Below are 13,812 nucleotides of genomic sequence, written 5' to 3'. Positions count from 1 at the left end.
ACCACATAAAATTACAACCATTAACCCTTTGGCTGCAGTTACCCCCATTTGTAAGCAACCGAGACACGGGTACCCCCGCGCGCAGCGGTTCCAAAGTCATTAGCCCCAGCTGCCCCGCGCAGACTGCTCCCATGAGTACGCATCCCACTTCCCCGCTGCTGATACCGTTTCCGCTGCCGCTCCGCCTATCGCGTCAGCAGCCCTCACATCATCGCTGCTCCAAGACTCCCAAGTGCCGTCAAAACGGACCGTCGTAACGTGATCCACCGTGCCGTCACCGTCTAAATCCGAATAGATCGACAACCCGGAGTCGTCGGCAAGCGTAATTGACCCCTCGTCGTCGCCGAGGTCGTAGAGCTGCCCATCGACCTCCACGACCAACCCGGCGCCACCAACGTCCGCAGACTGCCCATCAATCGGCGTCGCCGCCTCCAAACCACACGGCGTAGCGGGCGAACGCACCTCCACCCCGCCCTCGGACGCGGGTTGGTCGGAAAAGTACTGCAGTAATGAAAACTCATCCATCGTGATATCCCCCTATTCCTCTTGGCTGTCACGGCTATCGTGCAGGCGCTCCGGTGTACTCCGCCAGCTGTTCTATTCGCCATCCCGGACCCCGCGCACCAAGGGCTTCGCGCACCGTCATCTCCACGGACTGTGTCCATTTTCGCCGCAGATGGGCGAGGTAATTTGCCCGCCACTGCGCGGTGCGTTGGCGTGCGTTACGACGAATCGTTGCGCCCACCGCCACCACCGCAACGCCGAGGCCTATTGCAAGTGCGACCAGCTGCGCCACAAGCGTCGGCACCCCAACCCACATCAGCACCCCGTGGACGATCCGCACTGCGCCGACCGCCGCGCCAAGCGAGGCCACCGCCACCAGCGCGTCCATGGCATAACTGGGGCGAGCCGGACTTTCTGGAGCGGGCACCGGGATTTCCACATGAAGGCCCAATTCGTCGCCACACCGCTGCTGCAGCCGCGTCGCTGCAATTTCGGCACGGTCCTGAAGTTCCGCTTGGTCACCCGCAGGGCCGTCAGCCACTTCCTGGAGCGCATCCCGCACTGCACTCTCAGCTGCCAACTGCATCTTCCGCTGCAATCGCGCCGCCGCCCCGGCTCCGCGCGATCGCTCCTGCGCCAGCTGAGCTCGCACGTTTCGAGCCCGGCGCGCACTCAGTGTTTCCCCCGAGTTTCTGGGCGGGCCTTCTGCCAGCAGAACCAGGGTTCTGGCCATCCTCTCGTCCAGCGCTCCCATCGGGATTGTGCTGTCGATTTCCTGGCGCCAGGCCTCGGCATACTCACCATTGCCAATCAGGCCAACTGCAACGCGGCCGGTGGCCTGGCTAATTGCTGCAACCGTGCTGACGCACTCCCGCGTGGGCTGCACCTCGCTGTCTGCAACATAGAGCACGACGGCGCTGCGTTTATCCACAAACTCCAGCCGACGTGGCGGCGTCGCAGTGTCAACGATCTGCGAGAAGTCCGCGCGGTCCGCCGCGTCCCCGGCTTTGGTGACAAGAAGCGGTGGCTGCTCAGACCCCTCCGCCGAGACCGGGCGTGGCTCAACTACGTCCGGTGTTGCCATAGCAACTCCTCCAGGCTGTCTCTAGCCGCGGGAAAGGCTGCCGCGATCTCAGTCAACTGCACTGCGAGTAGCCCGTCATCATCGCGTGATTCGTCTTCCGCACCGTAGCGTTCAGCAATCTTCCGCAACGCGGAGCTGAACAAAAAGGTGTGTTCAGCTGTCTCGTTTGTGGTGATGTCGCAGTACTCGTCGGCAAGCGAATGGCGAATCGGTTGTTGCTCGATGACCAGCGCGACAGGGGCGGACAGCTTGTCGGCCAGCTCCGCGTGACATTGCGAAAATGCCTCGCGCACAGCGGTTTCGCGCACGCCCCTGCGCAATCGCGCGCAGATTATCGGTGGCCGTTTCTCGCGCTCAAGCGCCTTGGCGACGCACACCTCCGCGCCGCTCGTGTTAGCGGTGTCCGAGTGCGCGGCCTGCCGTGATGACAGCCAGTCCACCACAGCACCGCGCAACGACGACGATGTAGATCCCGTTGTCGGCTGTGTTGTTTCCGTGACATCAGTTGCGGAAATAAGGTCCATTAGGCCTAGTCCCCTCCCATAAATCCCCTGCGTGGTTTAGTTAAAACCTGCGTAACCCCCATACGACCCGTAGGCCAGATTCCGCGCCCTGAAACGCTGCGCTAGGCAGACCCCAAGCACCGCTTCAACCAACGAATAAGCGCGGCTTCGCGTTCAGCCTACAGCGGACCGCGGATTCGGCAAGTCGGCAAAACAAATTGCCCCGCCGTGCCGCCAGTTCAGGACGACGCGGCATCGTCAACCGGCGTGAAACCGCCAGGACAACAACAAAAATCCTAGGGGCAATGATTGGATAGTTGGCCGATGTCGTGGACAATAGGGAACGTGACTACTTCTGATTTTTCTGAAAATATCGAACAGCCTGCGGTTTCGCAGGAATCCGAACCATTGCCAACTCGCGCAGACGAGCAGGCGGAGCAACCGCATGAGCGCCAGCCGAAGAAGGGCGAATTGCCTGCAGGTCGTCCGGAAAAGACCCAATTCGACGATGGTCTTGACTACCCGCGCATCGGCAATCTGTCCTTCCGCCGCGGCACTTTGACTCCCAACCAGGAAAAGATCTGGGAAGATAACTGGGACACTTACGGCAAGGTCCTCTCCGACGAGGTCATCGACGTGGAGGAATGGTTCGGCCGCAAGGGACCGACCATCGTCGAGATTGGCTGCGGCACCGGCACGTCCACCGTGGCTATGGCTCCGCAAGAACCGGACCACAACATCATCGCCGTTGAGCTCTACCGCCCTGGCCTGGCGAAACTGCTCTCCGCCACCGTGCGCAATGAAGTGTCGAACATCCGCATGGTCCGCGGCGACGGCGTCGAGGTCCTGCAGCGCATGATCGAGCCGGAGTCGCTGGCCGGCGTACGCCTGTTCTTCCCGGACCCGTGGCCGAAGGCACGCCACCACAAGCGCCGCATTGTGCAGTCCGGCACGTTGCGCCTGATTTCTTCGCGTCTGAAGCCCGGCGGCATTTTCCACGCCGCCACCGACCATGCGGACTACGCCGAATGGATCGAGGAGCTCCGCGAGGTCGAGCCGACGCTCGAGCCCATCGCCTGGCCCTGGCCGGAATCCCCCATGCTTCTCGACCGACCGACGACCAAGTTCGAAGCCCGCGGCCTGAACCTCGACCACGACATCCACGAGTTCATCTGGCGCAAGAAAGAGGCATAGGAACATGAGCACTACCCACAACACCTCTGCCAGCTACAACACCACCGAGACGCACCCCACCGCGCTGCTCGTGTGGGACGCGCCGAACTTGGACATGGGTCTCGGCGCCATTTTGGGCTCCCGCCCGACCGCCGCGCACCGCCCGCGCTTCGACGCCGTGGGCAAATGGCTTATCGACGAAGCCGAGCGCGTATCCCACAAAATCGGTTCCGATGTCCTCCCCGAGGCCACGGTGTTCACCAACGTCAACCCGGGCTCAGCGGAGATTGTCCGCCCCTGGGTCGAGGCTCTGCGCAATGTCGGTTTCGCGGTCTTCGCAAAGCCGAAGATCGAAGAGGACACCGACGTTGACCCGGACATGATTGCGCACATCCAACGGCGTTACGACGAGGGCGTGTTGCGCAGTGTCGTCGTTGCGTCCGCCGATGGCCAGAATTTCCAGGAGCTGCTGGAAAAGCTCGCATCCGAGGGGATTCGGGTAACCGTCATCGGTTTTCACGAGCACGCTTCCTGGGCGCTGGCCTCCGATGCGATTCGCTTCGTTGACCTGGAGGAAATCAAGGGCGTCTTCCGCGAGCCGCTACCGCGTATCGATCTCGACCGCCTGCCTGATGGCGGTGCGTGGCTGCAGCCGTTCCGTCCGCTCACTTCGTTGCTCAAGGAGCGCGACGGCAAGAACGACGACTAGGGAGACCACTGCGGCGACGTCTAGGGAGACGAACAGGAAGACGAACAGGCTTCTTATTTATGTCACGACTTAAAAAAGTCCTCAAAACCGGCAATTCGAGCTGGCTACGATCGATAATCCTCGTGGCCCTCGTGATTGCCGGTGTCGTCCTGACGGTAAGAAACTGGGACAGCGTCGTCCAGGGGCTCCAAATCCTTGCGGATGTCGACGCTAAGTGGCTGTTCATCGCTATTTTTTCCGTGGCTTTTTCGCTCTACGCGATGGCGGAAGTGATGCGTCTGCTGTTGCGAGCTGGAGGCGTAAAAGCAGCCACTCGCCGTAGCACCAATGCGCTAACCCTCGCATCCAACGCGTGGGCGGTCACCGTTCCCGGTGGTGCTGCATTCTCCACGGCGCTACAGATTAAGCGCATGATGCAGTGGGGCGCATCCGCGGTCCTTGTCAGCTGGTTCGTGCTTTTTTCGGGCGCGTTGTCGTTTTTAGGTCTGGCATTTCTGGGGCTTGGCAGCCTCTTCTTCGTCGGACAGGGTGGCACGACCGCGGTGCTCATCGCTATGGCAATTGCGGTTTTACTAGCCACCATTTTGCTGTGGCGGATTTCGCAGAACCCGGCTTTTCTCAACAAGACAGGCGCGTGGTGTCTGCGTGTCTTTAACAAGATTCGAAAGAAGCCCGCGGACACCGATGTCGACCGACTTGAAGAGTCCGTCAAACAGCTGACCAGCGTGAAGTTGCCCGTGCAAACTTTGGCTCTTTCCTTCACCTGGTCCTTTATCAACTGGGTCGCGGAAATTGTCTGTCTCTACGCCGCCATCCGTGCCGTTGGTGTCGATGACATCTCCGCTACGAAGGTGCTGCTGGCCTTCGTAACCGGCAAGCTCGCTGGTTTCATCCAGGCCACACCGGGCGGCATCGGCACTGTCGAGGCCGCTTTGACCGCGGCTCTCATCGCAGGCGGCACCACCGGCGCCGAGGCCTTTGCAGCGGTGCTGGTCTACCGCATCGTTTCCTTCGTCCTGGTGGCAATTGTGGGCTGGATTATCTACGCCCTCGGCTTCGACCACAAGGATCAGCCCGAGCATCAGCCAGTCGCTGACCGCTAATGGCTTCCTCGCCGCTGGTCGCTGGTCCCCCACCAATCTGAGGGGTCGCTAGACTAAGAAGCATGAACACACGCGTATCGACGTTCTTGATTGACATCCTCGCCATCTTTATTTTCGCCGTGTTAGCGCGCCTGGCTCACAACACTCCCGAGGATTCTTTTACCTTCATCAATATCCTCGATACCTGGTGGCCGTTCGCATTCGGTGTCCTCCTGGGCACCGCGCTGATTAAGAACGAGCCGAACCCGCGTGCAGTGAGTTCAGGCGCAATTGTGTGGCTCGGCACTGTCGTCGTCGGCCTAGCTGTGTGGGCCACCCGCAATTCGGCAGTCCCGCACTGGTCCTTCATTCTGGTTGCCTCAGTCATGAGCGCCTTGCTGCTGCTGGGTTGGCGAGCAGCGTCGAATGCGGTTGCTCGTAAGTCTCTGGACTAAGCCTTTGGCCCCGTTCCTAACCCTTCGGTTTAGTTCACTGACTAAATCTGGTTTTTAATTTTTGCGCCACGCCTCGATAATTGAAGAATGGACAAATCTTCTGACGAGGCTCTCGGCAATCAACCAACTGCTGAGACCCAACGAAATCATAAGCCCGCAGGGTCCAGCGAAGAACGCACGTTCATGGGCCAACCGTGGGGTCTCGCCAACCTCTTCGGCATCGAAATGTGGGAGGCTTCAGCTTCTACGGCATGCAGGCCATCTTGGCTTTCTACATGTACTACGAGACCACTCAGGGCGGTCTCGGCCTGGACAAGGGTGCTGCTACCTCCATCGTCGGTGCTTACGGCGGTCTTGTCTACATGGCCGCACTCGTTGCCTCTCTGGTTGCCGACCGTATCCTTGGCTCGGAGCGGACACTGTTCTACTCCGCCATCCTGGTCATGATTGGCCACATCTCCTTGGCATTCATCCCCGGCGTGATTGGCCTGGCTATTGGCCTTGTCTCCATCGCGATTGGCTCCGGCGGCGTGAAGACCAACGCACAGGTCGTGCTGGGTCAGCTCTACGCCAAGGACGACCCGCGTCGTGATGCCGGCTTCTCCATCTTTTACATGGGCGTCAATATCGGCGCCCTGTTCGGCCCACTGCTCACCGGCTGGATTTGGGGCATGAAGGGCTTCCACTGGGGCTTCGGCCTTGCCGCTATCGGTATGGCTGCCGGCCTGGTTCAGTACATCCTGATGCGCAAGTCCACCATCGCCGAGGCTGGCCATGAGATTCCGAACCCGCTGCCGAAGAAGCAGTACCCGGTATGGATTGGTATCGCAGTGGTCATCACTGTTGTCTCGGTTACGCTGGTTTCCACCGGAATTGTTCCGGTCACTACTCTTTCCACTGTGGTCACAGTGATTGCACTGATTGCCGCTGTGGTGCTGTGGTGGCAGATGTACTCCTCGCCACTTACGACGAAATCGGAGAAGACTCGTCTGGTCGGCTTCATCCCGATGTTCGTCTCAGGCGTGCTGTTCTTCGGTATCTTCCAGCAGCAGTTCACGGTGCTGGCCATCTACTCGGACATCCGCCTCGACCGCGAGATCTTCGGTTGGGAAATGTCCCCGGCCTGGATTAACTCGATCAACCCGATCTTCATCATCGCCTTCTCGATGGTCTTTGCAGCCGCCTGGTCCAAGCTTGGTGACCGCCAGTGGTCCACCCCAGTGAAGTTCGGTGTCGCCAACATCATCATCGGTATCTCGCTGTTCTTCTTCATCCCATTCTCCGGTGGCGGTGAGAACTCCACTCCGCTGTATGCGATTATCTGGATTCTCTTCCTGTTCACCATGGGTGAGCTCATGCTGAGCCCAGTCGGCAACGCCCTTGCTACCAAGGTCGCTCCGGCAGCATTCCCGTCGCGCATGATGGCCGTCTGGCTGATGGCAGTCGCTATGGGTACTTCACTGGCAGGCACCCTGGCCGGCTTCTACAACTATGAGGATGCCGCTGCTGAGAACACCTTCTTCATCACCCTGGGTATCGCCTCGGTTGTCCTGGGCTTGATTCTGCTCGCCCTGCGCAAGTGGATTGTCAAGGAGTTCGTCGACGTCCGATAGGGCCGTAGGGCCGGATCCGTAAGGCTGGCCCCCGCTCTGGCACAGCCCACGCCCACGCCCACGCCCCTCCCCCTCCTCCCCACTTCACGACACCTATGTCACCTCATGCCGCCTCCACAGATGGCACGAGGTGACATAGGTGTCGTGAAGTGTTTTTTGGGTGGCTCTGAACATGCTTCGCTACAAACCTGCCACCAGCACAACCGCCATCCACAAGTTTTCCCCGCCTCCCCACCGGCTAAAATTGAGGCCATGTTTGCCATCATTACCGTCACCGGCGAGGATCACACCGGCATCATCGCCGCCGTCACCACTGCTCTGGCGGAGCAGGACGTCAACATCGTCGATGTTTCCCAGACCCTCATGGATAAATGGTTCACCATGATCCTGCGGGTGGAGTTCAACGAGAAGGCCACCCCTATCAGCACGCTGCAGGGTTACATGGATTCCGTCGGCAAGCGGGAGGGGCTTGTCATTCGAATCCAGTCTGAGGCGCTGTTCAACGCCGTCAACGAGATTTAAAGGGCGCGACCAGGATGGATTTCAACTTCGCGCAATCTAAGTTCCTCGACACTATTGACATGATCGAGAAGTACCGTCTGGATATCCGGACGGTCACCATGGGGATTTCCCTGCTCGAGTGCTCTCGCTCTGAAATGGAAGCCACCGCACAGGCCGTGTATGACCGCGTAACCAGGCAGGCCGCTCGCCTCGTGGAGGTCTGCGAGGGTATCGAGGCGGAGCTGGGCATTCCGATCGTCAATAAGCGCATCTCCGTCACACCAGTTTCCCTCATCACGGCCGGTTGCGAAGGCGATCCCACAGTGGTTGCCAAGGCGCTCGACCGCGCCGCCCGCGATTCTGGGGTGAACTTCCTCGGCGGCTACTCGGCGCTCGTCGAAAAGGGCGCGACGACCAGCGAGAAGCGGCTCATCGACTCCATTCCCCACGCTCTTAGCGAGACCGAATTGGTGTGCAGTTCGGTCAACGTTGCGTCGTCACGCGCGGGCATCAACATGGATGCGGTGCGCCGCATGGGCGAGGTAGTGAAGGAAGCTGCGGCGCAAACCGCTGACCGCAGCTCGATTGCCTGTGCCAAGCTGGTGGTTTTCGCCAATGCGGTGGGCGACAATCCGTTCATGGCCGGCGCGTTCCACGGCGTCGGGGAGCCCGATTGTGTCGTATCCGTCGGCGTTTCGGGTCCGGGGGTGGTCGATCGCGCGCTCGGCGATCTACAGGGCGCCAGCTTCAACGAAGTCGCCGAGGAGATTAAGAAGGCGGCGTTCAAGATCACACGTACGGGTCAGCTGGTCGGCACGATGGCGTCGGAGCGCCTGGGCGTGCCTTTTGGCATCGTGGATCTCTCGCTCGCGCCGACCGCTGAGATGGGTGACTCCGTCGCTCACATCCTCGAACACATGGGATTGGAGCAGGTCGGCACGCACGGCACCACTGCCGCGCTCGCGCTGCTTAACGACGCCGTCAAGAAAGGCGGCCTGATGGCTTGTTCACGCGTCGGTGGACTGTCCGGGTCGTTCATCCCGGTCTCTGAGGACAAGGGCATGATTGATGCTGTCCGTGCGGGGTCGATCAGCATGGACAAGCTGGAGGCGATGACCTCTATTTGTTCGGTGGGCTTCGACATGATTGCAATTCCTGGTGACACGCCTGCGACCACGATTTCCGGCATGATTGCCGACGAGGCCGCCATCGGTGTGATGAACCACAAAACCACCGCCGCCCGCCTCATTCCGGTGCCGGGTACCAAGCCGGGCGATGAGGTGAACTTCGGTGGTCTGCTCGGATATGCGCCGGTCATTGATGTCAATGCCAAGGGCAATGCCGAGTTCATTGCCCGTGGCGGCTACATCCCCGCCCCGGTGCACGGGTTCAGGAACTAGCGGCTTCGGACGAGGCTCCTACGATTGCAGGCGGCGCCCATTTGCGTCATAGGCGTAGGAGCCGCTACCGACGAGAATCAAAATGAACTCGATAAATGCCCAAATGCTGACGCCGATAATGAGGAAGAAGCCAACCAGGAAAATGGCGGTAATCCAGCCGAATACCGTCAGTGCTAGCTGAATAGCACCACGCGAGTTGTGCCCCAGGTAGAAATTGTGAACACCGAGGGTGCCCAGGAAGAAGGCAAGCAGACCCGCTGCAATCTTGGACTTATCCGAGACAGGGGAACCTGCGACCCCGTAGCCCTGGTGCGGGTTCGGGCCGCTGAAGCCAGCGGAATACGCCGGCACCTGCTGGTTTGGGTAACCACTCTGATACGGGTTCGAGTACCCGTTGTGGAAATTGTGCTGGCTCGGGTCCTGATAGCCCTGCCCCACGTTCGGCTGCTGCGGTGGGTATGGATCCGAGTACGGCATACCGGAGCTGTAAGCACCCGAGCTGTTAGCGAACTTCCCCTTGGACCTCGGCATACCGTCTTCGTCGAAATCTCCATATGGGTTTGTCGGATTCGTCATTGCACCCTACCTTTTCGCCTAGATTTCCCCGGTCATGAACAGCAGTTCCTTGGGCGATAATAACCGGTTCCGTCAGACTGCTTCCTGCAACTTTGTCAATTTCTTTCGAAATTTTAGTGAAACTGTTGTTTTGGAATATTAAACACCAGTTCTTGAGCAAGATTCTAACAGCAAGTCCCCGTCGGGGGCGTCTCGCACATTGTGAGCTGCCTCGACTACCGCGCCAGCGATTGCTCAATCAGTTCGCGAGCCCAACCCTCAGTCCAGGCCAGCGGAGTCGTCCCCGGAATTGCCGCATCATTCGTGGCGTAGGTCGCGTGCGCACCCGCGCCGGTAATCATCTCCTGCGCTCGCGCAATCGCATCAGCCACTGCCGGAGGAACATCACAGAAGGAGTCCGATGGCACGCAGACATTCTGGACCTTGTCATTAAGAGGCCCAAAGCCGTCTCGTGGACCGCGCATCGTTGCGCCCGGAACCACAGCCTGCACAATACCGCCGAGCGGCTGCAACGACAGCTCGACACCCACACCAGCCAGCGGAACGCCCTGGTTCACGCCCTGATTGGGGTCACGCCGCGGGTCGCCCAACAGAGCCACGCCCGCGATGCGCTCGGCCGGAACGACACCGCGACCATTGCCGATGTCAGAGGCCAAATCACCTGCAATAGCGGCACCCTGGGAGAAGCCCATCAGGACGAAGTCCGTCAGCGGACACTGCCCGTGCAAGTCAGCCATTTCCTTAGCGGTGACATCGCGCCCGACTGCCTGCGAATCATCGTAAGTGAGTTGGTCGGGCAGCTGATGCGTCTTAATCTGTGCCGGGTACGGCGTAGTCCAGACCTTGACATCACCCTCCGAGTAGGACCCTGAGATCGAGTTCGTCAGGCCAAGCAGCAGCGAATGCGGGTTCGCGGTCGGGGCCATCGGATCATCGTCAGCACGCGATTCCGCAGTTCCGGGCACGGCGATAACTTCTACCGCCGGGCACCACTCGGGTTGTTCGGCCAGAACCCCGCCATCGTCACCGGGGGTCGGTGGGGTTTGACCGCCTTGGTCGTCGTTAAGCCATTGCACTACGCCGAAGCCAATAGCGGCCACCAGCACAATGACCGCCAGAATTGTCAGCACTTTACGCATGAGTGCTAGCAATACGCCTTTTTAGCGGAGCTTGCAATAGTCTTCGCCACTTCTTCGGCGCTTTCCTGTGAGCGCCCCTGGGCGACCAGCTGCCCGGCAATCGCCAGCGCGATGACTTCACGCTCCTCCTCCGGTGCGTCCGCGCATGCCGCGCGACCTGTGCCGATGAGCTGATCCTCCACCCCATCAACATCGATTCCCGCTTTTTCCAGCGCTCCGAGGTATGAATCGTCCGCCTCGCTGAGCTTCATCTGCCCATCGGGCGCTTCGTCCACGCGCTTAGCTTGGGGATCTGTGATCTCCGGCGCAGACTTTTCGCTCGACTTCGGCGCAGAAGTCTTCGTGCTTGACGACGTCGTGGAGGTCTTCGTAGTCGTCGACGAGGTGACCTCCGAGGACTCCACTGTGGAACTGCCACAGGCGGCCACTCCGAAGGTCAGCAGCGCAACAGCTGTGGTTGTAGCCAGTGTCCGGAAGGACTTGTTCATGGACATTTGTCTATCCCTTATTCAGTGCCCTGCTTTGGTTGGCTTACTTGTCATCAGCGTTGTCGGCGGCTGGGGCCGGCGCTTCTGGCTTATTGCGCTCTTCGACAATCTTGCCGTTGAGCTGACGAATCCAGCCACCCTCGAACTGCTGTTCAAGACCGCCGGCCTTGACTGGCTGCAGTGGGCCGACCGGGTAACCGAACGGGCCATTTTCGTAGCCAGTGCTGCCCCAGTGGTCAGTGATGTCGTTGGAGCGCACCGGCTGCGCACCAGTTTCCGGAGTCCAGTAAATGGCACCGTGCTCAAAGCGCTGGAAAGCGCCGCGGGCGAGCTTGACCTCGTCGCCGTCGACAGGCAGACCCAAATCGGACTCGGCGCCACCGAGCTCCTTGTAGACACGGCCGATTTCACCACGCACGATGCGAGGTTCTTCGCCGCCAATCTTGACGATGGTGCCACCCTGGAAGTCTTGGGCGACACCGCCCGGAATATCGCGGTGGTTGGCGACTGGGTAGCCCAGCGGACCGGTCTCGAAGCCGGCCTTGCCCCAGACGTTCATAATGTCACCGGTGACTTCGTGGGCTCCGCCTTCCGGAGTCCAGTAAATCGAGCCCTTTTCAAAGTGGACGAATCGTCCCGAGCCATCCGGCGTAGCCAATTCGTTGGTCACTGGGTAGCCGAGCGGCGAGGACGGACCGCCGAGCTCGTTGTAACGCGAACCGATGCGCCCCCAGACCACATGTGCCCCGGAATCCGGGTGCCAGTAGGCGGTACCGCCGGTGAAGTCCTGAGCCACGCCATTCTTGGCGACACCATACTCATCCGACAGGCAGGTGCCGATTCCCGGCAGCGATGCGACGGCCTTTTCAATCTCGCCGCCTACACGGCAGACCGCGCCACGATCGGACTCCGGCAACTGGAGTGCATCGGCCAGCGTTGGCCAGGCCTGACTGACCTCGAATTGCCAGTACGGCCAGGTGTGAGTACCCGAGCTCCGGAAGTTCACAACCGGCTCGACGCCCTTTTCACGAGCATTCCGGATGAAGGTCTCACTGGTCATGCGGGAAAGCACTTCCAATGCGTAACCGGTCGGATTGTCCGGCTTCGTCGGATCGATCTGCGACGGCACGTCCCACTCACCGGTGTTGCCGTTACCCGCCGAGATGTACAGCGACATGCCCTTGAGCTTGTCGATGTTCAGCTTCGGATCATTGTCCTTCCAACGCTGCGAACCGAGCGGGCCCCACATCTTCGTCGCGTCATAGCCACCGGTGTTCTTCATCGCCAGAGAGATTGCCTGCGGCATGCCCGGCGAAGTCATGTCTAGGTAACCTGAGAGGCTACCGGCAAACTTCCACAGCTCCGGCGAGTGTGCTGCGACGTTGTAAGCACCGGTAGCGCCCATGGAGATACCGATGATGCCGCGTTCATCGTTGCCGCGGAAGCCGTTGGTGATAACCGGCACGAGCTCCTTGGTAATGAAGCTCTCCCACTTGTAGTTCTGACCGTTATCCGGCTGATCCCAGTCAGAGTAGAAGGACGATGTACCGCCGGCGGGCATAACCACCAGGACATTCTTGTCCTCGTAGAAGCGTTCGATATTGGTAGCGCGAATCCAACCGGAGTAGTCATCAAACGATGCCATACCGTCAAGGTGGTAGACGCTCGGGAATGTGCGCTCCTTGTCGCGGTACCAATCGCGCGGCAGCAAAATCTCAACCTGAATTGGCTTCTCCGGCATGGCAGCCGAGCGAATGTGCGCAATGACGTGGTGATCTGTGTACCACTCGACTTTGTCTACGCTGACTCCGCTGGGCAGGTTCGCCACTGCGGGAGTATCGACTTTAAATGGCGTACGCTCCGGCCCTGGCATCGGCTTCGGCATGCCCAGGCCAGGTAGCTGCGCACCAGCAGCTTGCGCTGCTTCAGCGGCCTTAGCAAGGTCTCCCAGGTCTCCAGATTGCGCCAACTGCCCCTGAACGGCCTGAAGTTCCTCGTAGCTAGGCAGACCTGGCTGAGCTGGCTCGGGAGCCGCCACTGCAGCAGGGGCACCGAGAGCGAGAGTCAACGGTAGTGCCAAAAGTGCGGTCAACGCCCGTGATGACTTCCGGCTGTTGCCGAGTCCACCACGGAGGAATCTAGCGGTTACGCGCATAAGAGGGCTTCCCTTTACAAAGTCGCTGGTTGAAATTATTTGAGACGTTGAGTGTTGCACCGGCACCGATTAGGCACCTGCAGATAGCATCACGCGGCGCTTGAGCTATGCGTTTACCGTTCGGCTTCGCAGAATTACGTAGTGACCAGCAACGTATCCGAAGGTTCCCCTCCTCCGGCGTGCCGCTGCAAGAAGAATCTCACACACGATCTGCGAAACATACGGTATAGCTACCTGAATAGCTTCACCCTTTACTTTAAGGTTCGACTCTCATGTTTACCCTCTTACGGGTAAAAACCGTGGAGACACACGCAAAAGGAACTGAATTCAAGCTTTGACAGCGCAACTCTTTGCGCCCCTCTGTAGGCCGTTACCCACACCTTCCACTCAGCATCCAAACCGGGTTAAGTAGCAAAAAGTGTGTCTGACT

13 protein-coding genes and 1 pseudogene are annotated in these 13,812 nt (G+C 59.8%); 7 read left to right on the top strand and 7 right to left on the bottom strand.

Annotation, left to right across the window (positions count from 1 at the left end; all coding sequences use genetic code 11):
* Positions 1-99 precede the first annotated feature (99 nt).
* The 3 genes from HMPREF2878_RS01355 to HMPREF2878_RS01345 are packed head-to-tail and all read right to left on the bottom strand — an operon-like array spanning position 100 to position 2,112.
* On the bottom strand, positions 100-525 hold the full coding sequence (locus HMPREF2878_RS01355) for a DUF6802 family protein (RefSeq protein WP_049171803.1): 426 nt from the start codon (positions 523-525) through the stop codon (positions 100-102).
* Between the two features lie 34 nt (positions 526-559).
* Positions 560-1,588: a hypothetical protein gene (locus HMPREF2878_RS01350; RefSeq protein WP_070652721.1), complete on the bottom strand. Its 1,029-nt coding sequence runs from the start codon at positions 1,586-1,588 to the stop codon at positions 560-562.
* Positions 1,570-2,112 carry a hypothetical protein gene (locus HMPREF2878_RS01345; RefSeq protein WP_070652720.1) on the bottom strand — a complete coding sequence of 181 codons (543 nt, stop codon included), beginning with the start codon at positions 2,110-2,112 and terminating at the stop codon, positions 1,570-1,572. Before HMPREF2878_RS01345 ends, HMPREF2878_RS01350 begins: the two co-directional genes overlap by 19 nt.
* A gap of 324 nt (positions 2,113-2,436) precedes the next feature.
* On the opposite strand from HMPREF2878_RS01345, the gene trmB reads away from it, so the two are divergent.
* From trmB to HMPREF2878_RS01310, 7 genes and pseudogenes are all read left to right on the top strand, one after another.
* Positions 2,437-3,285 carry a tRNA (guanosine(46)-N7)-methyltransferase TrmB gene (gene trmB / locus HMPREF2878_RS01340; RefSeq protein WP_224433347.1) on the top strand — a complete coding sequence of 283 codons (849 nt, stop codon included), beginning with the start codon at positions 2,437-2,439 and terminating at the stop codon, positions 3,283-3,285.
* A 4-nt stretch (positions 3,286-3,289) separates the two neighbouring features.
* Positions 3,290-3,973, top strand: a complete 684-nt coding sequence (locus tag HMPREF2878_RS01335; RefSeq protein WP_070652719.1) for an NYN domain-containing protein — start codon at positions 3,290-3,292, stop codon at positions 3,971-3,973.
* 122 nt (positions 3,974-4,095) lie between these two features.
* Complete coding sequence (locus tag HMPREF2878_RS01330) at positions 4,096-5,076, top strand: lysylphosphatidylglycerol synthase transmembrane domain-containing protein (RefSeq protein ID WP_239272132.1); 981 nt, start codon at positions 4,096-4,098, stop codon at positions 5,074-5,076.
* Between the two features lie 62 nt (positions 5,077-5,138).
* Positions 5,139-5,510 (top strand): DUF3054 domain-containing protein, encoded by a 372-nt coding sequence (locus HMPREF2878_RS01325; protein ID WP_049171813.1) that lies wholly within the window; start codon positions 5,139-5,141, stop codon positions 5,508-5,510.
* Positions 5,511-5,597: 87 nt separating this feature from the next.
* Positions 5,598-7,123 (top strand): annotated as a pseudogene (locus HMPREF2878_RS01320) (peptide MFS transporter).
* Positions 7,124-7,375: 252 nt separating this feature from the next.
* Positions 7,376-7,645 (top strand): ACT domain-containing protein, encoded by a 270-nt coding sequence (locus HMPREF2878_RS01315; RefSeq protein WP_016421638.1) that lies wholly within the window; start codon positions 7,376-7,378, stop codon positions 7,643-7,645.
* A 14-nt stretch (positions 7,646-7,659) separates the two neighbouring features.
* Positions 7,660-9,024 (top strand): PFL family protein, encoded by a 1,365-nt coding sequence (locus HMPREF2878_RS01310; RefSeq protein WP_069359737.1) that lies wholly within the window; start codon positions 7,660-7,662, stop codon positions 9,022-9,024.
* Positions 9,025-9,042: 18 nt separating this feature from the next.
* Here the strand turns inward: HMPREF2878_RS01310 and HMPREF2878_RS01305 are convergent, their stop codons facing one another.
* From HMPREF2878_RS01305 to HMPREF2878_RS01290, 4 genes are all read right to left on the bottom strand, one after another.
* Positions 9,043-9,600 carry a TM2 domain-containing protein gene (locus HMPREF2878_RS01305; RefSeq protein WP_070652718.1) on the bottom strand — a complete coding sequence of 186 codons (558 nt, stop codon included), beginning with the start codon at positions 9,598-9,600 and terminating at the stop codon, positions 9,043-9,045.
* A 215-nt stretch (positions 9,601-9,815) separates the two neighbouring features.
* Positions 9,816-10,739 (bottom strand): cutinase family protein, encoded by a 924-nt coding sequence (locus HMPREF2878_RS01300; protein ID WP_070652717.1) that lies wholly within the window; start codon positions 10,737-10,739, stop codon positions 9,816-9,818.
* Between the two features lie 5 nt (positions 10,740-10,744).
* Positions 10,745-11,233, bottom strand: coding sequence for a DUF732 domain-containing protein (locus HMPREF2878_RS01295; RefSeq protein WP_016421642.1), 489 nt, complete (start codon positions 11,231-11,233; stop codon positions 10,745-10,747).
* A 37-nt stretch (positions 11,234-11,270) separates the two neighbouring features.
* Complete coding sequence (locus HMPREF2878_RS01290; protein WP_070652716.1) at positions 11,271-13,382, bottom strand: alpha/beta hydrolase-fold protein; 2,112 nt, start codon at positions 13,380-13,382, stop codon at positions 11,271-11,273.
* Positions 13,383-13,812 lie beyond the last annotated feature (430 nt).

Origin of the sequence: Corynebacterium sp. HMSC065H09, assembly GCF_001812845.1 — a bacterium.
Lineage (GTDB): Bacteria > Actinomycetota > Actinomycetes > Mycobacteriales > Mycobacteriaceae > Corynebacterium > Corynebacterium jeikeium_D.
The sequence above is the reverse complement of the archived record's forward strand: the minus strand, read 5'-3'. Positions and strand labels throughout refer to the sequence as shown.